The sequence below is a fragment of the Lysobacterales bacterium genome (genome assembly GCA_014946745.1).
Lineage (GTDB): Bacteria > Pseudomonadota > Gammaproteobacteria > Xanthomonadales > Xanthomonadaceae > Aquimonas.
Window position 1 is genome coordinate 2,577,788 of record JADCRD010000001.1, and the last position, 24,776, is coordinate 2,602,563.

The following is a 24,776-nucleotide window of genomic DNA, read 5'->3' on the forward strand; positions in this document are numbered from 1 at the left end:
GGCAGACACGCCCTCAGCGCGAGCCGATGCCTATACCGGCAGCAGACGAAAGCTCGCGCGGTGCCACCGGCGCCTGCAGAGCCAGCTGCAGACCGAGGCTCAGAAGGCCGAGCAGGAGAAAGAACGACACCAGCGTGCGGCGCAGACGCAGCACATTGCGCGCCGGATGCGCGCTGGTCAGCCAGAATGCCCCTGCTGCCATCAGCAGGAAGGCGAAGCACAGGATCAGCATCGGACACCTCCGTGGTCGGCTTGAGCGAACTCTCGACAGGCAGGCTCGGGCGGCGAGCAGGAGGCCGCGAGGCCACCGATTCCATCAATCACGCAGCGGCACGTCCCAAAGCAGAACGCCGTCGCGCAGGCTCAGCAGGTGCTCACCGGACTGCACGCCCGGCCCCGTCCGCAGGCTGCGCGCACGCAGCCCACCGACGCCGTCGGCGAGGAGGTCGGTCACCTCGCCGTCGATCTCCAAGCGCCAACGGATCTGCCCGCTGTCCATTGCCACGCCGAGCAACTGTGTGCGTATGTCCTGACCTTCCAGTTCGCTTCCGCGGGCCAATGCGAGGTAGAGCAGCTCGCGATCGTCGATCAGCGCCGTGACAGCGCCTTGGCCCAAGCTGAGAATCCAAGCGGTGCGGCCCTGCGCGTCGAAGAAGCGGAGTTCGACCTCCGGTGGTAGACGAGTGTCGTCCTCCTCCTCCAGTCGCTCGCTCACCAGAACCGTATTGCCCCGCGCGTCGGCCCACAGCCCTCGTGCGCTCAGCGCCCCCGACGACGCTGGCGCCGCCTGCGCATCAGCCCTGCCGGGCTGCAGCGCGCTGGCCAAAGCGGCCAGCGTCAATGCCAGCACGGCGATGGGCACCATGGCGCGCAGAGAGAACGACATGGATCAGGCTCCTCGAAGGCGCCGCGACGCGGCGTTCACCTCGATAGCAAACCACGCGCAGCCTGCCCCTTCAGTCCCCTGAGTGTGGGGTTTGCGTAGGCCACGCCCGCGGTTTCGCCGGCTGTGTCAACGCTTTGTAGGGGCTTTGTAGCGCCAGGCTCCGGCAGCTCGCCGCCGTGATAGCGTGCCCGGTCTAAAGGCCCCTCCGCCCGACTCACCTCGCCGTGCCCAGCCTGTTCGTTCGCCTCTATGTCGGCTTGATCCTGGCGATGCTGCTGATCGCTGGCGGCGTCGTGGCCGCGATCAGCCTCGTCGAGTCGCAGCGTGCCGCCCGCTACCGCGAGGCGGTGCTGTCGGCACCCATGCAGCTGATGGCCGAGGGCGTCGCCCGTCATGCCGGCGAGGATCGCCAGCGCTGGATCGACATCGCCTCTCGGCTCTTGACCTCGGAGCTCAAGGTCGAGACCACCCCCCAGCCGCCGTCGGAGCTGGTGGTCGAGCGGATGGGCGAGCAGCAGTACCGCGCCCGACTGGCCCTGCCAGGAAGCGACAACGAGCAGCTGGTGCTGCTGTTCCAGAACTGGACCGAGCAGCAGTGGCGAGCCACCACCTTCCTGCTGCTGAACGAGCTGGGCCGCCTGCCGCCCGCCGAGCAGCGCGAAGCGCTGCGCCGAATCGCTGACCGGCTGCCGTACCCGCTGCGCCACCTCGGTCTCAACGAAGTCGAACTCGACCCGCGCCAGCGCGAGCGCATCGCCGCTGGTGAAGTGGTGATGCAGATCGAATGGCGCGATGGCGGCCGCCCCAGCACGCGCTTCTTTGCTCCGTACGGTGAACGCGGCGACGTCCTGGCTGTGGGCCCAGTGCCGAGCCTGGGCCCGCTGCCGGCCTCGACCGTGCTGGCCCTGATCGTGATCGCCGCGCTGGCCTTCTCCGGCGCAGCACTGTGGGCGATCCGCACCCTCGAACGACGGCTGCAGCACATCGACCGCGCGTTGGCGCGTTTTGGCACATCCGACTTCGAACTGGGCGAGCTGGGACCGGCTTCGTCCGATGCCATCGGTCGCCTCGCCCAGACCACGCATCGCATGGCGGGTCGCATCCGCAGTCTTCTGAGATCGCAGCAGGAGCTGGTGCAGGGCATCTCGCACGACCTGCGCACGCCCGTGGCGCGGGTACGCTTGCGCCTTGAGCTGCTGCAAGCCGATCCCGCTCAGCAGGAGCGCATCGCGGGCATCCGCCGTGATCTCGACGAACTGGAAAGCCTGATCGACGCAGCAATCACCTATTCGCGTCTGGACGAGGGTGGCGTGGTCCTCGCCTCGCAGCCGGTCGATGTGGCCCACGAGCTGCGCGCGGTAGTGCAGGACCAGCGCGTGCTGGCCCGCGACATCGAGCTGTCTGCTGACCTGCAGGCGCCAGCGCGACCGCTGGCGGCCGATCGCGCCCTGCTTCGGCGAGCCGTGCAGAATCTGCTGGGCAACGCGCTCCGGCACGCACGCTCGCGCGTCGAGATCGAGCTGCGCGAGGCGGGCAGCGGGGTCACGATCGCCATCGAGGACGACGGCCCAGGCGTGCCTGAGAGCCAGCGCGAGCGCATTTTTGAGCCGTTCTCGCGGCTGGACGAGAGCCGTAGCAAGGCCTCGGGCGGCTACGGGCTCGGCCTCGCGATCGTGCGACGGATCGCCGAGCGGCACGGTGGCTGCATCGCCTGTGGAGTCGCCCGTCTGGGCGGCGCCCGCTTCGAACTGCAGCTGCCCTGGGGCACCGCCGGGGCGCCCCCCTCGCCTGCACATCCATGAACGGCTACACTCGCGCGCTATGAAGACCTCCTCGCTCGCACTGCTGGCTGTTCTGATCTTCCCGGCCCTGGCTTCTGCCCAGGCCGCCGAACCCGCAGTCGACACTCGCGAAGCCGCGCCGGACAAGGCTGCAGCGGTTGCGACTTCGGCTGCCAAGCCCGCCGCCGAGGACTGGGGCATCTGGAACCGCGCGCCACGCCGCGCTGGACGCGATCCGCTGCTGGCCCTCGGTCAGCGCGAGCGCGCCCCCACCCCTGAACCGATCGATGCCGCCGCCCGCGGCGATTCCACGTCCGGCACCGTCGGACGTGACGAAATCGATCTGAATGCCTGGGACAGCGGCCGCATTGAACTGCCGCCGCCCAAGCCCGATGCTGGCAACTGAGCGCGGTCCTACCCACACCACTCCTCGTCGATGTCCGCCGCGCGCGCCGGTGCTTGCTGCCTGCATCGGCGTTCTTCTGCTTGCGCTGTCGCCGCTTGCGCTTGGCGCCCCTCCTCCCTGTGGCGATGCCGAGGGGTGTCTTCAGCAGGCACTCGAAGCCCGTGAGCGCGAGGGCGAACACGCAGCGCTTGAACTGCTGGATGCCCTGATCGCCGCCCACCCACAGCGTCTGCGCGCGCGTGCAGAGCGGGCGCTCAGCCTGTACCGCCTGCATCGGATGCAGGACAGCATCGACGAGATCGACGGCCTGCTGGCACTGGATCTGCCGCGCAACGTGCGCGCCAACCTGCAGGCGCTGCGCGACGAAGCCCGCTACCGCCTTACCTCGCGCTCCACCGCGCGCTTCGGCCTGCGAGCCGCGCTGGGGTATGACGACAACGTCGCCAGCTTCGCCGACTTCGACGCCCGCCGCGAAGGCACCAGCACAACGATCGGCACGGTCGGCGGGCGCCCGGACGACTATGTCGAAGCCGGGGGCCGCCTGCGCCTGCGCAGCGTCGGTGTCGGCCGCTTCAACGGCCGTTTGGACGCGGATCTCAACCTGCGCCGATACGCCCGCGAGGGCGACTTCGATCTGCAGGATCTGCGGCTGCGCGGCGGAGCCGAATGGCGGCCGAGCGGTTTGTTCGGCCTGTCGCTGAGCCCCGGTGTGCGCCATCTGCGCCGTGCCGACGCTGCCCTCTTGAGCGATGGCAGCGTCGAACTCGCGGCAGGTTTGAGCCACGATCCGCTGTCGATGCGTCTTGGCTTGGAGCGCGCCTGGCGTCGCTATGACAGCGCCGCTTTCGCGGGACTCGATGCCAACCACTGGGCCGGCAGCCTGCGCAGCCAGCTGCTGTTCGGCCGCGAAATCCAATGGTGGGTGGCGCTGGATCTGGAGTATCGCGAGGAGGCCGCGCGCAACCCGGTGCAGGCCCGCGATCTCAAGCGTGCCAGCCTGCACGCCGGCCGCAGCAGTGAGCGCCAGGAGTGGTCGCTCAGCCTCGATGACAGTCGCTATCGCTACGGCGGTAGCGGCCAACCGCCCTTCGCCATCGTGCCGGAGTTCGAGGACCCCAGCGGCGACCCGCCGACGCCAGTCGCGGTCGGCGTCGACCGAATCATCTACCGCAGCCTTGAAGCCCGCTACCGCTATCACCTGGACGCCCGCTGGAGCCTGCAGCTCCGCCTGCGACGGCAGCTGTCGGCGATCGGCGGCCTCGCGACCTCTCTTGACCGCACCAGCATTGACATCGGCATCGAATGGAACCGTTGAACAGCGAAGCCCCGGACAGCGCCCCGTCACGCCTGCTGGTCGTCGAGGACGACCCGGAGCTCGGCAGCCTGCTGCAGGAATACCTGAGCGCCCAAGGCTATCGGGTCGACCTCGAACCGAACGGCCGCGCGGCTGTGCAGCGCATCCTTGGCGATCCCTATGCACTGGTGATACTCGACCTGATGCTGCCGGGCGAGGACGGCTTCGGTATCTGCCGGCAGGTGCGGCCGCACTATCACGGACGCATCCTGATGCTCACGGCGCGCGAGGACAGCATCGACCAGGTGCTGGGCCTCGAACTGGGTGCCGACGACTACGTGCGCAAGCCGGTCGAGCCGCGAGTGCTGCTGGCGCGCGTGCGCGCCTTGCTGCGTCGCGAGCTCGTGACTGCCGGCGCTGGGGGTGGAGCAGCGCCTACGCCCGCCTCGCAGGCGCCTGCCGTGCTCAGCCTCAGCGGCATCACCCTTGATGAGGGTGCACACGAGGTGCGCGTGCACGGCGAGCCGGTCGAACTCACCGAAGCGCAGTTCGGTCTGCTGCGGCTGTTCCTGAAGAACGCCGGCATCGTGCTGTCGCGGCAAGAGCTGTTCAGCGGCCTGCGCGGCATCGACTACGACGGCCAGAACCGCGGCATCGATCTGCTGGTCTCGCAGCTGCGCGCGCGCATCGGTGACGACCCGACCCAGCCGCGACTGATCAAGACCATTCGCGCCCGCGGCTATCTGTTCGCCCGCCCCGGCGAGGAGCCGCGCGGCGACAACTGACCGCATGGATCATCTCTGCGCATGCCGCAGCCGTCGCCACAGGCACTCACGGCTGGGTCTACGAACGCCACATCCGCGGCGGGCGCGAGCTCAACTCGTTGCCCGACACTTTTGGATCGTGCGCCAGACCGACGCGGTTCGGTCAACCGATCGAGCTACTCGTAGGTCTCGACGCGCTCGTCCTCGACCGCAGCGTCCTCGGGCCGTTCCGATTCCATCGTGGGGTCGTCCAAGGGATCCGAGGCCGCATCCCCGTTTGCCGGCGGACGCCCGGCATCCTCTTCGTAGGGCAGCACGGCCTGACCGGTCTCGGCCTGATTCACCGCCCCCGTTTCGCTGGTTTCCTCGCCCAGATGGAAGATCGCATAGCCCGGCAGAACCACTTGGTTCAGGGCCATGCCGATCACCCGCCCGGACACGCTGGCGACGATGTCGGTTTCGGCGTTTTCCAGCGGATCGACGATCACGCCGATGCGCTGTCCGCGCTGCACGCGTTCACCGAGTGCCACATCGCTGATCAGCATGCCGCCGCGGTTGGCGCGCACCCAGCGCGACTCGTAGAAGATCGCCTGCGGCTCCAGCCATTCGGGGCTGTCACGCACCATGCCGAGCTTGTGCAGCAAGGTCAGCACCGCCTGCACGCCGGCGTCGATCTCGCGCGGTTCGAGCTCGCCCGGGCCGCCGACCTCGAAGGTCACTGCCGGAATGCCCGCCTGGGTGGCGGCCACGCGCAGCATTCCGCGCGAACCACCGCTGTGCAGAACCGGGGTCGCGCCGAAGCCGCGGGTGAACTCGAGCACGTGCGGGATGCGCAGGTCGGCGCGCACCTGCGGAAGATTGATGCGGTCGAAGCTGCCGGTGTGCAGATCCACCAGCGCGTCGCAGTGGCGCGCCACCTGGTCGAAGAAGCTGTAGGCGATGCGCGAGGCGATGCTGCCGGTCGGGCTGCCGGGGAAAAACCGGTTGAGGTCGCGGCGGTCCGGAAGGTAGCGCGAATTGCGGCTGAAGCCGAACAGATTGACCACCGGCACGCCGATCACGGTGCCGGCGAGCGGGCTGGGCGCGACCTGCGACATCACCCGCCGCACCACCTCGACACCGTTCAGTTCGTCGCCGTGCACGGCAGCGGTGAGGCACAGCACCGGCCCCTGCCGATCGCCGTGAACAACATCCACCGGAGTGCGCATGTCGCCGCCGGCATAGGTCTGACTGGCATTCCAGTACAGACGCGTGCGCGTTCCGGGAGCGACCTCCTCGCCGAGCAGGCTGAAGGCGCGCATCAGCTTGGGTCCTACGAAGTCCCGGCTCTCGGGGTCGCCGGCCGGTTCGATCGCGGGCGGGCCGGCGTCCGGCTGTCCCGGCCAGTCGTAGGCTAGGCGCAGGCGGGTCGCCTCGTCGAGCTGAGTGGTCGGGCTCTGCTCGGCGACCCCGTCCGAAGGCAGCGGCTCGCCCGCCGCCGTTGCGTCCTGTTGCACGCTGCCCGCTGCCGACGTCGGTGCGGGCGGCCCGATGAAATCCGGATGTCCCGGCGTCCCTGAAAGCATCTCGCTGCTGACTTCTGTCCCGGTCGAGTCGGAGGTGAGCGGGGCCGGTGCCGAAGGTGCGAGCGGTGCGACCTCCGGCAGGTTTTCCATCAGCGCGGGCGCATCCCGCTCCAATGCCGGCAGCGGCAGAGTCTCGCCGCCCTCGGGCGGATCGGCGGCCACCGGATCCGGCCAAGGTCCGAGCTCAATCGGCGCTGCTGGCGTCGACAGCGGTGGTCGCGCCAGTTCAGAGGCCTGGGCGAGGCCCGCACCCGCCGCCAGCAGCAGCACACACCAGAACCGCAGGCCTGCGGCACGGGTGGGCTTGGGCGTGTGCGCCCCCTCAACGAGCCGCATTCGCGGCCCCGCAGTTGGCGCACAGACCATGCACTTCCAGGGTCTGCGCATGCGGCTCGAAGCCGAGGGCGCGCGCCTGCTGCAGCAGCAGGCGGGTCACCGCCTCGTCTTCCAGCTCCACCGTCGCCAGACAGCGCTTACAGATGAGGAACGGCACCGAATGCTGCTGGCGCGGATGATGGCAGCCGACAAAGGCGTTGATCGACTCCAGCTTGTGGATGAAGCCGTTCTCGAGCAGGAAGTCGAGTGCGCGATAGACCGTAGGCGGCGCCACCGGCCCACGCGCGTCGCGCATTTGATCCAGCAGGGCATAGGCCTTGACCGGCTTTTCGGCTTCGGCGATCAGGCGTAGCACCTGCTCGCGCAGCTGGGTCAGGCGCAGGCCACGCTCACGGCACACCGCGGCCACCTCGGCGAGGTAGGCGGCGGGGTCATGCACATGGCTTTCAGGATGGTGGCAGGCCTGCCGGCCGGGCGCGTGCGAGTGCGACATGGGCCGGGATCATAGCACCGGCCCCTCGCACCCTCGGCCCTTCGCTGCGATCCCGTGGCGCGCTCAGGCGATGCGCGCCAGCGCGTCCTCCAGGCGCTTCAACGCACCGTGCTGTCCAGCCAGATAGACCGTGTGTTCGATCGACGGCGACACCGTGCCACCGGTGGTCGCGACGCGCAGGGGCTGGGCGACCTTGCCCATGCCCAGATCCAGTGCAGCGGCAGTCGCTTCGAGCGCGCCGTGGACCGCGGTCGGGCTCCACTCGGTCAGGGCGGCGAAGCGGGCATGCGCTTCGCGAAGCACCGCAGCCGCCGGCTTCAGGTGCTTCTCGACGGCGGCCTCGTCCCAGACTTCGATCGGCCGGTACCAGAGCGCCGCCCGCTCGGCCATCTCCTTCAGCGTCTTGACGCGATCGCGCAGGGCCACCACGACGTCAGCGGGCTTGGGCCCAGAGGCCAGGTCGTAGCCGGCCTGCTCCAGGTGCCAGTGCAGGTGCTTTGCGACTTCAGCGGGGTCATCGGTCTTCAGATAGTGCTGGTTCAACCAGGCCAGCTTGTCGAAGTCGAAGCGCGAGGCCGCGCGGTTGACGTCGTCGATGCGGAACAGGCGGATCATCTCTTCGATCGAAAAGATCTCCTGATCACCATGGCTCCAGCCCAGACGCACGATGTAGTTCAGCAGCGCATGCGGCAGGTAGCCATCGTCACGGTACTGCATCACGCTCACCGCGCCGTGGCGCTTGCTGAGCTTGGCGCCGTCGGCGCCGAGGATCATCGGCAGGTGCGAGAAGCGCGGCACCGCAGCGCCCAGAGCCTCGTACAGATTGATCTGGCGCGGCGTGTTGTTGACGTGGTCGTCGCCGCGGATCACATCGGTGATGCCCATATCGAGATCGTCGATCACCACCGCGAAGTTGTAGGTCGGGTAGTCGTCCGAGCGGATCAGCACGAGATCGTCGAGCTCGGTGTTCGACCACTCGATCCGACCCTTCACGCGGTCGTCGAAGACCACGCTGCCGGCCAGCGGATTCTTCAGGCGGATGACCCGGTTGGGGTCGTCCCGGCGCGGCAGGTTCAGCTCGCGCGAGCGGCCGTCGTAGCGGGGTTTCTCGCCGCGCTCGGTGGCGGCAGCGCGCATCGCGTCGATCTCTTCGCGCGTCTCGTAGGCGTAGTAGGCCTTCCCCGCCTGCACCAGCTCGGAGGCCACCTGGCGGTAGCGCTCGAGTCGATGGGTCTGGAAGATCGGGCCTTCATCAGCGTTGAGGCCCAGCCAGCGCATGCCGTCGAGGATGGCATCGACCGCCTCCTGGGTGCTGCGCTCGCGGTCGGTGTCCTCGATGCGCAGCACGAACTGCCCGCCCTCGTGGCGCGCGGCCAGCCAGCAGTACAGCGCGGTGCGGGCACCGCCGATGTGCAGATAGCCGGTGGGACTGGGGGCGAAGCGGGTGCGACAGGTCATGGCAGGGCCGGGCGGCGAAAGCGGGCGCGGATTGTAGCAGCGCCGCCCGGAACCTCCGGCCCCGCCCGCCACTTCACCGGCGCGCGGTTGGCCCCGCTTGCTGCCTACAATGCCGGGCCCGGCCGTTGGGTCGGCGTCGGTCCCTGCGACCGCTCGCATCACCGCCATTGATTCCCTTCGCATCCAAGAGGAACCGCCATGCTTCGCAGCCTTGCCCTGACGCTCGCCTTCCTGCCGTTCTCCAGCTTCGCCCAGGAGACCACACCCAGCCCGGCCCCGGCGCCCGCGCCGGCTCCTACGACCGAACAGCCCGTCGCACCCACACCGCGCGTGGCTCTCAACACCACTCTCGGCCGCATCGTGATCGAGCTGGATCCGGTCAAGGCGCCGAAGTCGTCGGAGAACTTCCTGCAGTATGTGCGCGACGGCTTCTATGCCGGCACCGTGTTCCACCGCGTCATCCCGGGCTTCATGGCCCAGGGCGGCGGCTTCACCGCGGACCTGCAGCTCAAGCCAACCCGCGCGGCGATTCCGAATGAAGGCAACAACGGGCTGTCGAATCTGCGCGGCACGGTCGCGATGGCGCGCACCAACGACCCGCATTCGGCCACCGCGCAGTTCTTCGTCAACGTGGTCGACAACCAGCGTCTCGACTTCGTTTCCGAGCAGGACGGACTGTGGGGCTATGCGGTATTCGGCAAGGTGGTCGAAGGCATGGAGGTGATCGACAAGATCATCGCCATCCCCACTGGCGGCCAAGGCCCACTGCCGCGCGATGTACCGCTGGAGCCGGTGCTGATCGAGAGCGCCGAAATCGTCGCCGAAGCGCCCGCCGCCGGCTGAGATTTCGTCCGGGCCTGGCCGCGCGCCGGGCCCGGGCATCGCATCGATTCCATCGCTTACCGAGGCCGGCGTGAGCCATCTTTTCATCTCCGACCTGCACCTGGACGCAGCGCGTCCGCAGATCACCGAGCTGTTTCTGCGCTTTCTGCGCGATGAGGCCCAGCAGGCCGAAGCGCTGTACATACTCGGCGACCTGTTCGAGGCCTGGATCGGCGACGACGCGCCGGGCGAGCTCGGCATCGAAGTGGGCCGCGCATTGGCAGACTGCGCGCGCGCGGGCACCCGGCTCGGGTTCATCCGCGGCAATCGCGATTTTCTGCTGGGCGCCGCCTACGCGCGTCGCGCCCGGCTGCAGCTGCTGCCCGACCCCTGCGTGGTGGCGCTCGATGGCGAGCCTACCCTGCTGCTGCACGGCGATCTGCTGTGCACAGCCGATCGGGCCTACCAGCGCTTCCGTGCCGAATGCCGTCGAACGGAATGGCAGGCGGCCTTCCTCGCACGCCCACAGGCCGAGCGCGAGGCCTTCGCCGCTCAGGCCCGAGGTGAGAGTCAGCGCTACCAGGCCTCGCTGCAGTCGGACACTACCGACGCACAGCCCGAAGCGATCGCCGCGATGCTGACCCTGTACGGCGTCCGGCGCATGATCCACGGCCACACGCATCGCCCCGCCGTGCACGCGCTGCCGGACGGCGCGCGCCGCTACGTGCTCGGCGACTGGTACGAACAGGGCAGCGTGCTGCGCGTGCGCGGCGACCGGTGCCGGTGGCAGCTGGATCGCCTCTGATCGCGCCCGCTGCGCCCGCCCTTACCCGCAGCGCATGCGTCCGCGGCTTGACGCGGCAACTGCGACCGCGGCTGTTATCCTCCCCACCGTACGCTGGAGCACGGACATGAATCCCTCCCCTCGCGACGCCTTCGCTCTCGCCGCCCGAATGCTGCTGCTGGTCGCTCTGGCCAGCCTCCTCGGCGCCTGCGCCGGCGGCGGCCCCAAGAAGCGCATCTTTCCGCCCAGCGCCAGCGTGCAGGAGCTGCGGGTGCTGGAGGACGGGCGCTGGGAGCTGCAGCTGCGCCTCCAGAACTTCAGCACGGTGGCCATGCGCTTCGATCGCATCGACGCCGAACTTGAGATCGACGGCGTCTCCGCCGCGCCCATCGCGCACGTCATCGCTGACACGATTCCAGCCAATAGCGCCGAGATCATCAGGATCGAGCTGCAGGCCTCGGAGGCTGCCGCCCAGGCGGTCCGCAGCGCACTCGAAACTCGCCGCGGTCTTGGCTACCGGCTGACCGGCACCCTCACCACCAGCGAACCCGGCAATCGCCAGGACCGCTTCGAATTCGACAGCGCGCTGACCCCGATGCCGGGGCTCGACGGCGTGCTGCGCTGATCCACCACGCCCTGAAGAGACCCCGCCATGAACAGCTACCGCGCTCCCGTCCGCGACCTGCGCTTCGCCCTGCACGATCTCGTCGGTTTCGAGGCCCATGCGGCCAAGCTGCCCGGGGGCGAGAACTTCAATCGTGAGCTGGTCGACGCGGTGCTGGACGAAGCCGCGCGTTTCGCCGAGCAAGTGCTGGCGCCGCTCAACATGAGTGGCGACGACGAGGGCTGCACGCACGACAAGGACAGCGGCTCCGTGCGCACCCCGAAAGGCTTCCGTGAGGCGTATGCCCAGTTTGTCGAAGGCGGCTGGAGTGGGCTCACCGCGCCCGAACAGTTCGGTGGCCAGGGCCTGCCCGAGCTGGTAGGTGCCGCGTTCAAGGAGATGCTGGACGCCGCCAACCTCAGCTGGGGCAACTATCCGCTGCTGTCGCATGGCGCGACCGAAGCGCTCAAGCACCACGGTGAGGCCTGGCAGCAGGAGGTCTTTCTCAAGCCCATCGTCGAAGGCCGCTGGACCGGCACGATGTGCCTCACCGAACCCCACTGTGGCTCGGATCTGGCCCTGCTGAAAACGCGCGCCGAACCGGGAGCCGACGGAAGCTATGCGGTGACCGGCACCAAGATCTTCATCACCGGCGGCGAGCACGACCTCACCGACAACATCGTGCACCTGGTGCTGGCGCGCCTGCCCGACGCACCCGCTGGCACCAAGGGCATCTCGCTGTTCATCGTGCCCAAGCTCAAGGTGGCCAAGGACGGGACGGTCGGCGAGCGCAACGCGGTGCGCTGCGGCAGCATCGAGCACAAGATGGGCATCCACGGCTCGGCCACCTGCGTGATGAACTTCGACGGTGCCCAGGGCTGGCTCATCGGCCAGCCCAACAAGGGCTTGAATGCCATGTTCACCATGATGAACTCGGCGCGCCTGGCGGTCGGCATCCAGGGCCTGGGCCTCATCGATCGCGCCTACCAGAACGCGCTGGCCTATTCGCGCGATCGCCTGCAGATGCGCTCGCTGTCCGGGCCGAAGCGGCCCGACAAGCCGGCCGACCCGCTGATCGTGCATCCGGACATCCGCCGCATGCTGCTGACCTGCAAGGCCTTCGCCGAGAGCGGCCGCGCGCTGGCGCTGCACGCCGCCAGCCTCGTCGATCTGGTCGACAAGGCGCCGACGCCGGAAGCACGCGCTGAGGCTGATGCCCTGCTGAGCTTCGTGACACCCATCGTCAAGGGCGTGCTGACAGAAGCGTCGGTGGAATGCACCTACAACGCGCTGCAGTGCTTTGGCGGCCATGGCTATGTGCGCGAGTGGGGCATGGAGCAGCTCGCCCGCGACGCCCGCATCACCACGATCTACGAAGGTACGACCCAGATCCAGGCCCTTGACCTGCTCGGCCGAAAGGTGATCCAGCAGCAGGGCGCCGGCTTCAAGCTGTTCCTCGGCATGATCGTCGACTTCTGCAGCGCCAACACCGGCAAGCCGGAGCTGGCCGAATTCATCGCCCCGCTCGCGCAGGCCGCGCAGGACTGGCAGCAGCTGACGATGGAGATCGCGCAGCGCGTGCAGAAGAATCCCGAGGAGCTAGGAGCGGCGGCGGTCGATTACCTGTTCTACTCGGGCTACGTCACCCTCGCCTACTGGTCGGCGCGCGCGGTGGCCGCCGCCGACGCCAACGGCCATGCGGACGATTTCCGCAGCGCCAAGCGCGAGACCGCACGCTTCTTCTTCAAGCGCCTGCTGCCGCGCACCCTGAGCCATGCGGCCACCATCCGCGCCGGCAGCGACAGCCTGATGGCGCTCGACGAAGCGCTGTTCGCGATCGTCTGATGCCCGGAGCGGGCCGGCCTTCGCCGGTCCGCCCTTCCCCCGCCCGCGCGGACGGGGTAAAACAGTGCCTCCTCCACTGCACGCTCGCACGCGAACCAATGCACATCCAGGCCGGTGACACCGAGCTGTTGATCCGTTCCGCAGAGGCCGACGACGACGAGTTCATCCTGGGTCTCGTCGAACGCCTCGTTGATTTCGAGCTGCCGAAGTGGCGCAAGAAGAACGTGGTCTCGGAAGGCATACGTCGCGATCTGCTGAAGCATCTGGAGAACCAGCCGCCCGGCTCCTTCCTGTTCGTCGCAGAAGACGCCGAAAGCGGCAAGCGCCTGGGCTTCCTGCATCTGCAGACAGTGACCGACTTCTTCACCGGGCACCTCAACTGCCACGTCTCGGACATCGCCGTCGCCAGGGGCGCGGACGGCCAAGGCATCGGCCGGGCGATGATCGGCTACGCCGAATCCTTCGCTCGTGAGCACCGCTGCGAACGGCTGACGCTGGCGGTCTTCCCCGGCAATACGCGGGCGCGAGAACTGTACGAGGCCGTCGGTTTCGGGGTCGAGCTGCTGCGCATGGCGAAGCCGCTCTGACAGCGACCGGCGCGCAGCCCGCTCAGGCGCGCGGGTTCACCAGGCGCCCCCTGCAGCCCTTGCGTCGCTGACGCGCCCGCAGTCGCAGCCAAGTTCATCACCGGCCCGACTGCGCGTGGATCTGCCAGCGATCCGGCGCGCTGCGCTGCGCCCGCGTCGGACTGGCTGGCGCCGGGCTCGCCGATCGATCACCCGCCCGCCGCACAAAACCGATATGCTCGGGCTCCCTCGCGCGTGCCCGACCCCGGAACTGCGCATGGCCTGCTGAGCGTGCGTCGCCGCGCGTGCGGCTTCGAGCGACGACCGAGCTTCCGGCTATGGCGCGGCCTCGCACCTGCGAGACCGCGTCGTCCCTGAAGTTCGGAAGGAGCGCAGCATGCAGCGAGCGGCAGCCCAGCTTCACGCCCTGGAACGCACCCGAGTCCTGTCGCTGGATGCGCATGGACGCATTCTCGACTGGATGAGCTGGCAGGACGCCGTTTGCCTGTACGTCCGCGAGGCGGTGGCCTGGACGCTCGGCCAGCCCTGCGCCGTGGTCCACGGCGGCTACAGCCGACTCAAGGGCTGTCAGAGCATCATCGAGCTCCACCCCATCGTCGCCGCCCGTGGCCATGCCCGTCCGGCCGCGATCGACCCCTCGCCTGCACTCAACAACGGTGCGCTGTTCGCCCGCGACCGCCACCTGTGCCTGTATTGCGGCGGCCACTTCAACCGCCACGAGCTCACCCGCGATCACGTCGTGCCGACCTCCCGCGGCGGCCGCGACGTCTGGACGAACGTGGTCTCCGCCTGCGTCGCCTGCAATCTGCGCAAAGGCAATCGGACGCCGCAGGAGGCCCGCATGCCGCTGCTGGCCGTTCCCTACCGCCCGAGCTGGGTAGAACACCTGATTCTGTCCAACCGCAACATCCTCGCCGACCAGATGGAGTTCTTGCGCAGCCATCTGCCCAAGCGCAGCCCAAGCGCGCGGGTGAATTGACGCTCGCTGCGCTTTCATCAACACTGCGCGGCTGCTTCAGGCGGGCAGGCGCTGCGGGCGCTGGTCATCCGCTCTTTGTCGATGCGAGAGGGCCCAGGCGCTGACGCCGACGGTCTTCGCGAAGACCCACACACGATTCCCGTGCGGCCCCGCCAGCGCCGCACGCCAGGGGGGAAACCATGGCCCAGATCCGCAAGTTCGGCCTGTCCGGGTTCAGTCGTGCCGACGAGGCGAGCTTCAGCGAGTTGTTCAAATCCGCCGCGCGCCGCGCGGCCGCCGATGTCAGCCTGGCACCCGAAGCCGAGGCCGAGGCTCTGATCATCGACGCTGACTCGATCTACGGCCAGATGGGCCTGATGCAGGCGCAGAGTTCGGGCAAGCTGCTGATCGCCATTACCGCCGGCAGCCGCGTTGATGCAGACCATCGGCTCAGCAGCCCCGTACAAGAAAGCGATCTCGCGGACCTGCTGAGCAAGATTCTCGGCGCGTCCTCGCGCTCGACCCCCGCTCCCGCCCGGTCAGCGCCCCCGGCGCCAGCGGCCACGCAGACGGCTCGCTCGGAGACGCGGCCGGCCACCGGCGAGGCCGCGCCCCGCGCTGCGTCAACGTCTGCACCCGGCGCCGCGCCCCCCGCCCAGGCCGCTGCCGCCCCGGCAACGCCGGCTGCCGCGCCGCCTGAGGTCGCAAAGATCGAAGCGAGCCGCGACCGCAGTCTGTTCGAGTATCTGCAGCCTGGAATGCTCAGCCAGCCCGTCATCATCGAGCGAGCATCCGCACCGCTGCTGGTGATCGACCCGAGCAGCAGAACCTATCTGGGCGGCGCGTCGCTGAAGCCCTACGTCGCGTACCTGTCGCCGCCGCTCGCGAGTCATTCCGTCAAGCCCCTGCCGGCTGCTCGCCTGCCGGAGCTCGAGGCCGAACTGGGCGGCCGCCAGCCGATCCAACGCCTGCTCTGGCTGGCGGCGCTGTACGCGGGCGAAGGCCAGCTGATCGGCTTCGACGCTGGCACGCGCTTCAAGCTCGGCAAGTGGCCGCAGATCGAGCGTGAGTTCCCCAAGCACTTCCGCATCGCCACCGTGATGATGAAGGCGGCGGCTACGGTCGACGAAATCGCGGCCGCCTCAGGGGCGAGCCGTGAAGAGGTCTGCGACCTGCTCAATGCCTACCTGGCCACCGGCTTCGCTGAACCGGAGCAGGGCCAGGCGAGCGCTGCCGCCGAAACCGCTCGAACGGGGCTGCTGAATCGGCTGCGCGGCCTGAGGGGCTGAAGAGCCGGGGATCGCGAATCGGGAATCGGGAGAGCAGAAGCCGACCCTCTGCTCATTCACGAGGCACTTTCCGCGTGCCGCCCCGTTTGGGGGCCGGTCCCTCTTGCTTGGGTAGACAATTCCCCATTCTCGATTCCCGATTCTCGATTCCCGAACAGGGCCCAGTTGCCCTCCCCTCCGCGAGGCCGGACAATTCGCGGATGATCGACCCGACTCGTTACCCCCTGCTGGCACGCATCGATGCGCCGGCTCAGCTGCGTGAGATCTCTGAAGACCAGCTGCCCCAGGCGGCGGCCGAACTGCGCGCCTACCTGATCGAATCCGTCGGCAGGAGCGGCGGCCACTTCGGCGCCGGTCTCGGCGTGGTTGAACTCACTGTCGCCCTGCACTGGGCCTTCAAGACGCCCGAGGACCGCCTGGTCTGGGATGTCGGCCACCAGTGCTACCCGCACAAAATCCTGACTGGCCGTCGCGACACCATCCACACGGTCAAGCAGAAGGACGGCGTGGCGCCGTTCCCCAAGCGCGAGGAAAGCGACTACGACACCTTTGGCGTCGGCCACAGCTCCACCTCGATCTCGGCCGCACTCGGCATGGCTATCGCCTGCCAAGCCAAGGGCGACCCGCGCAAGGTGGTGGCGATCATCGGCGACGGTGCGATGACCGCCGGCATGGCCTATGAGGCGCTCAACCATGCCGGCGGCATGGAGCCGCCGCCGAACCTGCTGGTGATCTTGAACGACAACCGGATGTCGATCTCCGAAAACGTCGGCGGCATGACCAAGATGTTCGGCCGCATGACCGCCAGCCGCACGCTCAACGCCATGCGCGAGGGCGGCAAGAAACTGCTGGGCTCCAAGCGCAGCAACGCCGCCGCGCGCTTCGTGCGGCGTTGGGAAGAACACTGGAAAGGCATGTTCGTGCCTTCGACGCTGTTCGAAGAGATGGGCTTTCACTACACAGGCCCCATCGACGGCCACGACCTGCACCAGCTGGTTGGTGCGCTCAGCACGCTCAAGAACCTCGACGGCCCGCAGCTTTTGCACGTCATCACCACCAAGGGGAAGGGCTACGAGCTGGCCGAAGGCGATCAGATCGGGTATCACGCGGTCGGCCCGTTTGATCCCGAGAAGGGCCTGGTCGCCAAGGCGGGCGCCAAGAAACCCACCTACACCGACGTCTTCTCGGATTGGTTGTGCGACATGGCAGCCGCCGACGCGCAGCTGATGGGCATCACCCCGGCGATGCGCGAAGGCTCGGGCCTTGTGCGCTTCAGCAAGGAGTATCCGGCGCGCTATTTCGACGTCGCGATCGCCGAGCAGCATGCGGTGACCCTGGCGGCCGGCATGGCCTGCGAGGGTGCGAAGCCGGTGGTCGCGATCTACTCGACCTTCCTGCAGCGCGCCTACGACCAGCTGATCCACGACGTCGCTCTGCAGGACCTCGACGTGCTGTTCGCCATCGACCGCGCTGGCGTCGTCGGCCCGGACGGCGCCACCCATGCCGGCACCTTCGACCTGTCCTACCTGCGCTGCATCCCCAACATGCTGGTGATGGCGCCGGCCGACGAAAACGAGTGCCGGCAGATGCTGAGCACCGGCTTCAGGCACGCGGGCCCGGCGGCGGTGCGCTACCCGCGCGGCACCGGCCCAGGTGTGGCGGTGCAGCCGAGCCTCGACACTTTGCCGATCGGCCGCGCGGACATCCGTCGCCGCGGTCGCCGCATCGCCATCCTCAGCTTCGGCGCTCTGCTGCCGGCCGCACTGTCCGCAGGTGAGACGCTCGACGCGACCGTCGTCAACATGCGCTTCGTGCGACCTCTGGACCGCGAGCTGGTGCTGGAACTCGCGCGCAGCCACGAGGCGTTCGTGACGATCGAAGACAACGCCGTGCTCGGCGGCGCCGGCAGCGGCGTGGCCGAACTGCTGGCCGCGGAAGGTGTGCAGGTCCCGGTGCAGCACCTCGGTCTGCCGGACGAGTACCTGGAGCACGCCGGCCGCGAAGAGCTGCTGGCCACGGTTGGGCTCGATGCTGCCGGCGTACTGGCCCGCATCCGCGCGCGCTTTCCGGAAGTGGCGCCCGCCAGGGTGGTTGGCGGCTGAACCGGCGCGGTCTTCCGCCCCCAACGCAAACGCCCCGCTCGAAGCGGGGCGTTTGCGTTTACAGCGGGTCCGACGCGGCGTATCAGGCGGCCTTGGCCTGCTCCGCCGGCGCGCTGGCGCGCATCAGATGGTCGAAGGCCCCGAGTGCAGCGGTGGCGCCTGCGCCCATGGCGATAATGATCTGCTTGTAGGGCACGGTGGTGCAGTCGCCGGCCGCATACACGCCCGGCAGCGAGGTCTTGCCGTGAGCGTCGATCTCGACCTCGCCGCGGGCGGACAGGGCGAGAGTGCCCTTGAGCCACTCTGTGTTGGGCAGCAGGCCGATCTGCACGAAGATGCCTTCCAGCTCGATGGGCTGGATCTCCAGGCTGCCGCGGTCCCGCCAGTTCAGGCCGGTGACTTTCTGGCCATCGCCCAGCACCTCGGTAGTCTGCGCGTTCACCAGGATTTCTACGTTCGGCAGGCTGCGCAGCTTGCGCTGCAGCACCTCGTCGGCGCGCAGCTTGGTGTCGAATTCGATCAGGGTGACATGGCTGACGATGCCGGCCAGATCGATCGCCGCCTCAACGCCCGAGTTGCCGCCGCCGATCACCGCCACCCGCTTGCCGCGGAACAGCGGGCCGTCGCAGTGCGGGCAGTAGGCGACACCCTTGTTGCGGTACTGCTCTTCGCCAGGCACGCCCATCTGCCGCCAGCGTGCGCCGGTCGACAGCACCACGCTGCGGGCCTTCAGCGATGCTCCGCTTTCCAGCTTGATCTCGACCAGGCCGTCAGCGCCGGCGGGCAACAGTTCAGCGGCGCGCTGCAGCGGCATCACGTCGACCTCGTAGTCCTTGACGTGCTGCTCCATCTGCGCAACCAGCTTGGGGCCTTCGGTGTGGTTGACCGAGATGAAGTTCTCGATGCCCAGGGTGTCAGCAACCTGGCCACCGAAACGCTCGGCCACCAGCCCCGTACGGATTCCCTTGCGGGCGGCGTAGATCGCGGCCGAAGCGCCGGCCGGGCCGCCACCGACCACCAGCATGTCAAAGGCCTCCTTGGCGGCGATTTTCTCCGCCGCGCGAGCCACCGCGCCCGTGTCCAGTTTGGCCAGAACCTCAGACAGCGTCATGCGGCCGCTGGCCCAGGGCTGACCGTTCAAGTAGACACTCGGCACCGCCATCACCTGGCGCTGCTCGACTTCGTCCTGGAACAGTGCGCCGTCGATGGCGACGTGCTTCACGCCGGGATTCAGCACGGCCAGCAGGTTCAAGGCCTGAACGACATCCGGACAGTTCTGGCAGGACAACGAGAAGTAGGTCTCGAACACGTAGCTCCCACCGAGCGCACGTGCCTGCTCGATGACGTCTGCGTCCTCGCGCGACGGGTGCCCGCCGACCTGCAGCAGAGCAAGCACCAATGAGGTGAACTCGTGGCCCATCGGCAGGCCCGCGAAGCCGACCGCGATATCGGTGCCCGCGCGGCGGATCTCGAACGAGGGCACGCGCTCGGCGACCAGCGTGCCGACCGCGATCTTGTTGGACAGCGCGGCGATGTCGTCGATCAGGGCGCGCAGCTCCTGCGAGGACTCGCTGTCGTCGAGTGCCGCATTCAGTTCGATCGGCAGCTGCAGCTTCTCGAGGTAGGCGGCGAGCTGTGTCTTGAGGGTGGCGTCGAGCATGGCGGAACTCCTGGGGAGGGGAGGCTCGGAGCAGGCGGCCTTGTGCCTGCGGTCTCGAAGCGCTGGAGACGGCAGGCGCAAGCGCGCATGGCGAAGGGTCGGGACATGCGCCGGGAGCGCCCTTGCCCGGGCGGCGACGCGGCAGGTGCGGCGGTATCGGCGAATGCCTTGGGCCCGATCGCCGCGCCCGCATGGCGCGGGCGCGACGACGTGCTGCGTACAGAAATGCCGCTTAGATCTTGCCGACCAGATCCAGCGACGGAGCCAGGGTCTTGGCGCCTTCCTTCCACTTGGCCGGGCAGACCTGGCCGGGGTTGGCGGCGGTGTACTGCGCGGCCTTCAGCTTGCGCAGGGTCTCGGAGACGTCGCGGGCGATCTCGTTGCTGTGCACTTCGGCTGTCTTGATGACGCCTTCCGGGTTGATGATGAAGGTGCCGCGCAGGGCCAGGCCCTCCGCTTCGATATGCACGCCAAAGGCGCGCGTCAGCTGGTGGGTCGGGTCACCCACCAGCGGGAACTTCGCCTTGCCCACCGCCGGCGAGGTTTCGTGCCACACCTTGTGCGAGAAATGGGTGTCGGTGGTGACGATGTAGACCTCGGCGCCAGCCTTCTGGAACTCGGCGTAGTTCTCGGCGGCGTCCTCGACCTCGGTCGGGCAGTTGAAGGTGAAGGCGGCCGGCATGAAGATCAGGACCGACCACTTGCCCTTGAGGCTCGCGTCGGTGACTTCGATGAACTTGCCGTTGTGGAAGGCCTGCGCCTTGAAGGGCTGGATCGGAGTGTTGATGAGCGACATCGGAAAGTCTCCTGGGGTTGGGAGGAAGCTGAAACACTGGGAAAATCGAACAGGCCGCGATGTTAGGAGCGGCCTATCGAAGGGTAAAGACGTTTTTGTGAATTGCTGCGATAGCGAAAAACTATCAAGCACGCCTTGCAGGCACCGTGAAGCGAAGAGGGCCTGCCTCGCGGCCGTTTACGTGGCTTTCGATGCTGTGACTGAGCGCCTCCGACTCGGAGCAATAGCGCAGGCTGATGCTTCAGCGCAGCATGCACGGCGCGGATGCTGGAGTGCAGCAAAAGGCCTCGCGGCAGTCAATCGAGGCCAGAACACGCGCACAAAAACGCGCTCGGCCCTTTCGGGCCGAGAGTTGATCGTGCGGACTTTGGGTAGCGCGAGCTTCGGCTCGCGCAGGACTCAGCCGGCTTCGAGGCGATAGCCGTGCTGGTAGACCGCATTCAGCCGCCAACCGTGCTCTCCGGCGAGCTCCAGCTTCTTGCGAAGCCGGCTGATGTGGGTATCCACCGTGCGGGTGGCGACATCGCTACGAATGTTCCACACGCCTTCCAACAGAGCCTCGCGGCTGACCACGCGCCCGCGGCGCCGGAACAGGAAGGCCGCCAGATCGAACTCGCGCTCGGTCAGGCTGATGTCGCGGCCATTCATGCTGATGCGACGACGGCTGTAATCGATGACATAGGGCGGCAACTCCTCGACGCTGGCTGCATCCTGACCGAGCCCGACGCGCCGCAACATGGCATCAACACGGGCCAGCAGCTCACCTTGGCGCGGCGGCTTCGACAAATAGTCGTCGGCGCCGGCACGCAGCCCGGCCACCACATCGGCCTCGTCGTTGCGCGCGGTGAGGAAGATCACCGGCAAACGCGTATGGCCATCGCGACGCAGCCAGGTGAGGATGTCCAGACCGCTCTCATCCGGCAGGTTCCAGTCGAGCAGCAGCAGATCCACCGACTCCACGCCAAGGCGGCGGCGGAAATCGCCCGCATCCTCGTAGTGGCGCACGGTGAATCCGGCCTGCTCAAGCCAGAACCCATACAGTGCCGCCTGATCCGGGTCGTCCTCGACCAGCCCGACCAAGCCCGCCGCTTCAGCCATTTAGCCGCTCCTGAAAAGCTGTTACCCGGGGACGCGCCGCGACCAGCGCTGGCGAAACTCGGACCGGCGGCTGACGCCGCGCAACGGTGGCCCAGGCTAAAAAAATGTGACGGCACTATAGCCGGTCAATCCGTCTCATGCAGCAGTGACGAATAGCCCAGACGGAAGTCACTGAATTGCGGGAGGAAACCGGCCCCGATAAGGCGCTTCGGGAGGATTCGGCGACCACTTTCCTGCCCAGGCGCGAGATGCGGAGGCGCCCGACCCAGGCCCGCCGCCAACCAGCCCAGCAGCTCATCCTCGCGCGTAGGACAGCCATCGCTGACGATGATGGCACCGGTCAATTCGGGACGATCCAGGCAGAACTCGATCGCCGCAGCCGCATCTTCGACGTGGATTCGATTGCTCCAGTGCGGCCGGGCCACCGTCTCGGTGGCGGCGCGGCGCAGCATCATCCGACGACCCGGACCGTAGATGCCGCTGAAGCGCAGCGCCAGCAGGGAGGGCACGCGCGCTGCCAGCGCCTGCTCGGCCTCCAGCAGCACGTGTCCATTGAAACTGTCGGGCTGCGCCGGCGTGTCGTCGTCGATCAGGCGGCCGTCGTCGCCGCCATACACCGCCGTGCTGGAGGCGAACAGCCAGCGCGGACAGCCAAGTCCGAGCGCCTCGACCAGATTGAGCGGCGCCTCGATATAGGCACGGCGATAGCCAGCCTGGTCGCGGCTGTCCGGGGTGAGGGTACAGATCACGGCGTCCAGCCTGTCCGGCAGCTCACGCAGGCTGTGGGGTGAGAGCAGGTCTGCGCGCAGCAGGGTGAGGCCTGCGGGCACCTCGCACTCGGAGCGACGCAGGCCAAACACGGTATCGCCGCGCGCAAGCAGGCGGGGCGTAAGCCGCTGCGCCAGATCGCCGAAGCCCGCCAACAGGACGCGCCGTCCCTTCATCAGCTTGGCACCGAGACGCGCGGCGCTCACGCCGCTGCCGGCTCCCCCGGACCCGCGGCAGGCGGCGGCCGGCGCGGCGCCTTCGGCAGATAGCGCAGCCAGATCAGCCAGACCGCGAGCGCATCCAGCACAATCAAGGCCTGCCACAGGTACAGGTGGAACCAGTCGAAAGCGACCTGGCTCCACTGCCCCATGTAGAACAGGCTGATGATGCGCACCAGGTTCAAGGCCTGGATGCAGAAGAATCCGATCACCGCGCCGATCAGCTTGTGCTTCCAGGGCGACGGGAAAGCGATCAGCGCGGAGATCAGGATGATCACCGCCTCGATGCCGTCGCAGCCTGGTGCGATCGCGACCGCGAATCCGTTCGTCGTGCTCTGGATGATCACCCCTTCGGCATGCACGTTCGGGTCGAACATCATGATCAGATGAGCGCTGATGTCGGCCAGCACGCCGGTGAAGGGCTCGGTGACGTATTTGGTGCCGTAGGTACTGATGCGCGCGGCGAACAGCGTGATCAGCAGGCCCATGAAAATGAGGAAGAAGCGCAGCATCGGGAACACCCGGGGAAGACCAGCCGGCGATGCTAGCATCCGCCCATGAATCCCGCGTCGAACCTCATCCTCGTCGGGCCGATGGGCGCCGGCAAGACCACGATCGGGCGGCGCCTCGGCAAACGCTTTGGCCTCGCCTTCGTCGATCTTGACCGCGAAATCGAGCAGCGCTGCGGCGCGCGCATTCCGCTGATCTTCGAGCACGAGGGCGAAGCGGGCTTTCGCGAGCGTGAGCATTCGGCGCTGACAGAGGTACTCGCCGGCAGCGGCGCGGGGCTGCTGCTCGCCACGGGCGGCGGCGCGGTGCTGCGTGCCGACAACCGCGCGCTGCTGCGGGCCGGCGGCTTCGTGGTCTGGCTGCGGACCAGCGTCGGGGAACAGCTGAAGCGCTTGCGCAACGACGGCAGCCGCCCGCTGCTCGCTGTTCCGGACCGCGAGCAACGGCTGCTGGCGATGGCCGAGCTGCGCGACCCGCTCTATCGCCAGGTCTGCGACCTGGTATTCGAATCGAACCAGCCGAACATCGGCGCCGCCGCCGAGCGCCTCGCCCGCGTGCTCGACCGCCGCTGGCAGCGCCCGGCATCCCCCCTGCCCCTTCCCGGACTTGAATCCCGTGCGCAGCCTTGAGGTCCAGCTCGCCCAGCGCAGCTATCCGATCCACATCGGCGCCGGCCTGCTGCAGAACGCAGCCCTGTGGCGGCCGCTGCTGCCCGGTCGACAGGTACTCGTGGTCAGCGACGACCACGTCGCGCGCCGCTACCTGCAGCGCGTGCGCGCCGGGCTCGACGGGCTTGACCATGCCTGCCTCGTGCTGCCGCCGGGCGAAGAGGAAAAGACCCTCGCGCGTTTCGGCGAGGCCATCGACGCGCTCGCCGGCCTGCGCGCGAATCGCGATGCCTGCGTGATCGCGCTTGGCGGCGGCGTGGTCGGCGATCTGGCTGGCTTCGCGGCGGCCTGCTGGATGCGCGGCATCGCCTTCGTGCAGATGCCCACCACCCTGCTGGCCATGGTCGATTCCTCGGTCGGCGGCAAGACCGCGGTCGACCTGCCGCAGGGCAAGAACTTGGTCGGCGCCTTTCATCAGCCGCGCGCCGTCATTGCCGACACAGACGCGCTTGCCACGCTGCCCGAACGCGAGCTTCGTGCGGGTCTTGCCGAGGTTGTGAAGTACGGCGCGATCTTCGACTCCAGCTTCCTCGACTGGCTCGATGCGCACGCCGAGGCTCTGCTGGCCCGCGATGCCGATGCGTTGGCGGAAGCCATCGTGCGCAGCTGTCGCTACAAGGCCGATGTGGTGGCGCGCGACGAGACTGAGCAGGGCGAGCGGGCCCTGCTGAACTTCGGCCACACCTTCGGCCACGCGCTGGAGACGGCCGGTGGCTACGAGCGCTTCCGCCACGGCGAAGCGGTGGCACTGGGGATGGTGATCGCCGCACGGCTGTCAGCTCGACTCGGCCGCGCGCCCCAGGCGGATGCGCAGCGCCTCGCCGACCTGCTCTCGCGCCTCGGTCTGCCCGTGCGCGTGCCGAACGGCTTCGAACCCGCGCATCTGCTGCAGTTGATGCGGCTGGACAAGAAAACGCTGTCCGGTCGGCTGCGCTTGATCCTGTGGCAGCGGGCAGGCGCGGCCGAGATCGTGGCGGGCGTTGACGATGAAGCCATCCTGTCAGCGCTTGCGGACAGCATCGACTGAGAGCGCGTCGGAAAGCCATCCGCCTTCTGCGGCTGGCTCCGGAGGCGATCGCCTGCG

General features: G+C 68.2%; 24 protein-coding genes. 14 read left to right on the plus strand and 10 right to left on the minus strand.

Translation table 11 applies throughout. The features are described 5' to 3' along the window. Positions 1–13 precede the first annotated feature (13 nt). A complete protein-coding gene (locus tag H4O13_10210) occupies positions 14–232 on the minus strand; it encodes a hypothetical protein (GenBank protein MBE5315764.1) in 219 nt (72 codons plus the stop codon). Between the two features lie 84 nt (positions 233–316). Further along, positions 317–886: a hypothetical protein gene (locus H4O13_10215; GenBank protein ID MBE5315765.1), complete on the minus strand. Its 570-nt coding sequence runs from the start codon at positions 884–886 to the stop codon at positions 317–319. 224 nt (positions 887–1,110) lie between these two features. Between H4O13_10215 and H4O13_10220 the strand changes: the two genes are divergently transcribed. Genes H4O13_10220 through H4O13_10235 form a run of 4 tightly spaced genes read left to right on the plus strand, consistent with a single transcriptional unit; the run spans position 1,111 to position 5,152 of the window. After that, complete coding sequence (locus H4O13_10220) at positions 1,111–2,688, plus strand: ATP-binding protein (protein MBE5315766.1); 1,578 nt, start codon at positions 1,111–1,113, stop codon at positions 2,686–2,688. Between the two features lie 19 nt (positions 2,689–2,707). Further along, complete coding sequence (locus H4O13_10225; GenBank protein ID MBE5315767.1) at positions 2,708–3,073, plus strand: hypothetical protein; 366 nt, start codon at positions 2,708–2,710, stop codon at positions 3,071–3,073. A gap of 49 nt (positions 3,074–3,122) precedes the next feature. Further along, positions 3,123–4,388, plus strand: coding sequence for a hypothetical protein (locus tag H4O13_10230; protein ID MBE5315768.1), 1,266 nt, complete (start codon positions 3,123–3,125; stop codon positions 4,386–4,388). Then, positions 4,376–5,152, plus strand: a complete 777-nt coding sequence (locus H4O13_10235) for a response regulator transcription factor (protein MBE5315769.1) — start codon at positions 4,376–4,378, stop codon at positions 5,150–5,152. The genes H4O13_10230 and H4O13_10235 overlap by 13 nt, the downstream gene beginning before the upstream one ends. Before the next feature lie 155 nt (positions 5,153–5,307). Here the strand turns inward: H4O13_10235 and H4O13_10240 are convergent, their stop codons facing one another. The 3 genes from H4O13_10240 to gltX all read right to left on the minus strand — a co-directional run bounded on the left by H4O13_10240 (position 5,308) and on the right by gltX (position 8,983). Further along, positions 5,308–7,032 carry a succinylglutamate desuccinylase/aspartoacylase family protein gene (locus tag H4O13_10240; protein ID MBE5315770.1) on the minus strand — a complete coding sequence of 575 codons (1,725 nt, stop codon included), beginning with the start codon at positions 7,030–7,032 and terminating at the stop codon, positions 5,308–5,310. Then, positions 7,019–7,525, minus strand: coding sequence for a transcriptional repressor (locus H4O13_10245; protein MBE5315771.1), 507 nt, complete (start codon positions 7,523–7,525; stop codon positions 7,019–7,021). The genes H4O13_10240 and H4O13_10245 overlap by 14 nt, the downstream gene beginning before the upstream one ends. 63 nt (positions 7,526–7,588) lie before the next feature. Beyond that, positions 7,589–8,983: a glutamate--tRNA ligase gene (gene gltX / locus H4O13_10250; protein ID MBE5315772.1), complete on the minus strand. Its 1,395-nt coding sequence runs from the start codon at positions 8,981–8,983 to the stop codon at positions 7,589–7,591. Positions 8,984–9,181: 198 nt separating this feature from the next. On the opposite strand from gltX, the gene H4O13_10255 reads away from it, so the two are divergent. From H4O13_10255 to dxs, 8 genes are all read left to right on the plus strand, one after another. Further along, positions 9,182–9,826 (plus strand): peptidyl-prolyl cis-trans isomerase, encoded by a 645-nt coding sequence (locus H4O13_10255; GenBank protein MBE5315773.1) that lies wholly within the window; start codon positions 9,182–9,184, stop codon positions 9,824–9,826. 70 nt (positions 9,827–9,896) lie between these two features. Then, on the plus strand, positions 9,897–10,610 hold the full coding sequence (locus H4O13_10260; GenBank protein ID MBE5315774.1) for a UDP-2,3-diacylglucosamine diphosphatase: 714 nt from the start codon (positions 9,897–9,899) through the stop codon (positions 10,608–10,610). Positions 10,611–10,716: 106 nt separating this feature from the next. Beyond that, positions 10,717–11,214, plus strand: a complete 498-nt coding sequence (locus H4O13_10265) for an LEA type 2 family protein (protein MBE5315775.1) — start codon at positions 10,717–10,719, stop codon at positions 11,212–11,214. Positions 11,215–11,241: 27 nt separating this feature from the next. Then, complete coding sequence (locus H4O13_10270) at positions 11,242–13,038, plus strand: acyl-CoA dehydrogenase C-terminal domain-containing protein (protein MBE5315776.1); 1,797 nt, start codon at positions 11,242–11,244, stop codon at positions 13,036–13,038. A 98-nt stretch (positions 13,039–13,136) separates the two neighbouring features. Further along, positions 13,137–13,625, plus strand: coding sequence for a GNAT family N-acetyltransferase (locus H4O13_10275; protein ID MBE5315777.1), 489 nt, complete (start codon positions 13,137–13,139; stop codon positions 13,623–13,625). A 376-nt stretch (positions 13,626–14,001) separates the two neighbouring features. Next, positions 14,002–14,604: an HNH endonuclease gene (locus H4O13_10280; GenBank protein MBE5315778.1), complete on the plus strand. Its 603-nt coding sequence runs from the start codon at positions 14,002–14,004 to the stop codon at positions 14,602–14,604. A 179-nt stretch (positions 14,605–14,783) separates the two neighbouring features. After that, the gene (locus H4O13_10285) at positions 14,784–15,872 is read left to right on the plus strand and encodes a hypothetical protein (GenBank protein ID MBE5315779.1); all 1,089 of its coding nucleotides are present in this window, start codon (positions 14,784–14,786) and stop codon (positions 15,870–15,872) included. Between the two features lie 200 nt (positions 15,873–16,072). After that, positions 16,073–17,974 carry a 1-deoxy-D-xylulose-5-phosphate synthase gene (gene dxs, locus H4O13_10290; protein ID MBE5315780.1) on the plus strand — a complete coding sequence of 634 codons (1,902 nt, stop codon included), beginning with the start codon at positions 16,073–16,075 and terminating at the stop codon, positions 17,972–17,974. Positions 17,975–18,056: 82 nt separating this feature from the next. On the opposite strand, the gene ahpF is transcribed toward dxs, so the two are convergent. The 5 genes from ahpF to xrtH all read right to left on the minus strand — a co-directional run bounded on the left by ahpF (position 18,057) and on the right by xrtH (position 23,026). Then, a complete protein-coding gene (gene ahpF, locus H4O13_10295; protein ID MBE5315781.1) occupies positions 18,057–19,634 on the minus strand; it encodes an alkyl hydroperoxide reductase subunit F in 1,578 nt (525 codons plus the stop codon). 232 nt (positions 19,635–19,866) lie between these two features. Then, positions 19,867–20,430: a peroxiredoxin gene (ahpC, locus tag H4O13_10300; GenBank protein MBE5315782.1), complete on the minus strand. Its 564-nt coding sequence runs from the start codon at positions 20,428–20,430 to the stop codon at positions 19,867–19,869. 399 nt (positions 20,431–20,829) lie between these two features. Continuing rightward, a complete protein-coding gene (locus H4O13_10305) occupies positions 20,830–21,501 on the minus strand; it encodes a response regulator transcription factor (GenBank protein MBE5315783.1) in 672 nt (223 codons plus the stop codon). A gap of 152 nt (positions 21,502–21,653) precedes the next feature. After that, on the minus strand, positions 21,654–22,502 hold the full coding sequence (locus H4O13_10310) for an NAD-dependent epimerase/dehydratase family protein (protein ID MBE5315784.1): 849 nt from the start codon (positions 22,500–22,502) through the stop codon (positions 21,654–21,656). Further along, a complete protein-coding gene (xrtH, locus tag H4O13_10315; GenBank protein ID MBE5315785.1) occupies positions 22,499–23,026 on the minus strand; it encodes an exosortase H in 528 nt (175 codons plus the stop codon). The genes H4O13_10310 and xrtH overlap by 4 nt, the downstream gene beginning before the upstream one ends. A 45-nt stretch (positions 23,027–23,071) precedes the next feature. Here xrtH and H4O13_10320 point away from each other — a divergent pair, with 45 nt between their 5' ends. Both H4O13_10320 and aroB read left to right on the plus strand, forming a co-directional pair. Then, positions 23,072–23,653: a shikimate kinase gene (locus H4O13_10320; protein MBE5315786.1), complete on the plus strand. Its 582-nt coding sequence runs from the start codon at positions 23,072–23,074 to the stop codon at positions 23,651–23,653. Then, positions 23,631–24,719 (plus strand): 3-dehydroquinate synthase, encoded by a 1,089-nt coding sequence (gene aroB, locus H4O13_10325; protein ID MBE5315787.1) that lies wholly within the window; start codon positions 23,631–23,633, stop codon positions 24,717–24,719. Before H4O13_10320 ends, aroB begins: the two co-directional genes overlap by 23 nt. The last annotated feature ends 57 nt before the right edge of the window (positions 24,720–24,776 follow it).

Excerpts from the sequence above, each read along its gene's own strand:
- H4O13_10210 (MBE5315764.1), bottom strand. The coding sequence starts at position 232 with ATGCTGATCCTGTGCTTCGCCTTCCTGCTGATGGCAGCAGGGGCATTC.
- H4O13_10215 (MBE5315765.1), bottom strand. The coding sequence starts at position 886 with ATGTCGTTCTCTCTGCGCGCCATGGTGCCCATCGCCGTGCTGGCATTG.
- H4O13_10225 (MBE5315767.1), top strand. The coding sequence starts at position 2,708 with ATGAAGACCTCCTCGCTCGCACTGCTGGCTGTTCTGATCTTCCCGGCC.
- H4O13_10235 (MBE5315769.1), top strand. The coding sequence starts at position 4,376 with ATGGAACCGTTGAACAGCGAAGCCCCGGACAGCGCCCCGTCACGCCTG.
- H4O13_10240 (MBE5315770.1), bottom strand. The coding sequence starts at position 7,032 with ATGCGGCTCGTTGAGGGGGCGCACACGCCCAAGCCCACCCGTGCCGCA.
- H4O13_10245 (MBE5315771.1), bottom strand. The coding sequence starts at position 7,525 with ATGTCGCACTCGCACGCGCCCGGCCGGCAGGCCTGCCACCATCCTGAA.
- gltX (MBE5315772.1), bottom strand. The coding sequence starts at position 8,983 with ATGACCTGTCGCACCCGCTTCGCCCCCAGTCCCACCGGCTATCTGCAC.
- H4O13_10255 (MBE5315773.1), top strand. The coding sequence starts at position 9,182 with ATGCTTCGCAGCCTTGCCCTGACGCTCGCCTTCCTGCCGTTCTCCAGC.
- H4O13_10265 (MBE5315775.1), top strand. The coding sequence starts at position 10,717 with ATGAATCCCTCCCCTCGCGACGCCTTCGCTCTCGCCGCCCGAATGCTG.
- H4O13_10270 (MBE5315776.1), top strand. The coding sequence starts at position 11,242 with ATGAACAGCTACCGCGCTCCCGTCCGCGACCTGCGCTTCGCCCTGCAC.
- H4O13_10275 (MBE5315777.1), top strand. The coding sequence starts at position 13,137 with ATGCACATCCAGGCCGGTGACACCGAGCTGTTGATCCGTTCCGCAGAG.
- H4O13_10280 (MBE5315778.1), top strand. The coding sequence starts at position 14,002 with ATGCAGCGAGCGGCAGCCCAGCTTCACGCCCTGGAACGCACCCGAGTC.
- H4O13_10285 (MBE5315779.1), top strand. The coding sequence starts at position 14,784 with ATGGCCCAGATCCGCAAGTTCGGCCTGTCCGGGTTCAGTCGTGCCGAC.
- dxs (MBE5315780.1), top strand. The coding sequence starts at position 16,073 with ATGATCGACCCGACTCGTTACCCCCTGCTGGCACGCATCGATGCGCCG.
- ahpF (MBE5315781.1), bottom strand. The coding sequence starts at position 19,634 with ATGCTCGACGCCACCCTCAAGACACAGCTCGCCGCCTACCTCGAGAAG.
- ahpC (MBE5315782.1), bottom strand. The coding sequence starts at position 20,430 with ATGTCGCTCATCAACACTCCGATCCAGCCCTTCAAGGCGCAGGCCTTC.
- xrtH (MBE5315785.1), bottom strand. The coding sequence starts at position 23,026 with ATGCTGCGCTTCTTCCTCATTTTCATGGGCCTGCTGATCACGCTGTTC.
- H4O13_10320 (MBE5315786.1), top strand. The coding sequence starts at position 23,072 with ATGAATCCCGCGTCGAACCTCATCCTCGTCGGGCCGATGGGCGCCGGC.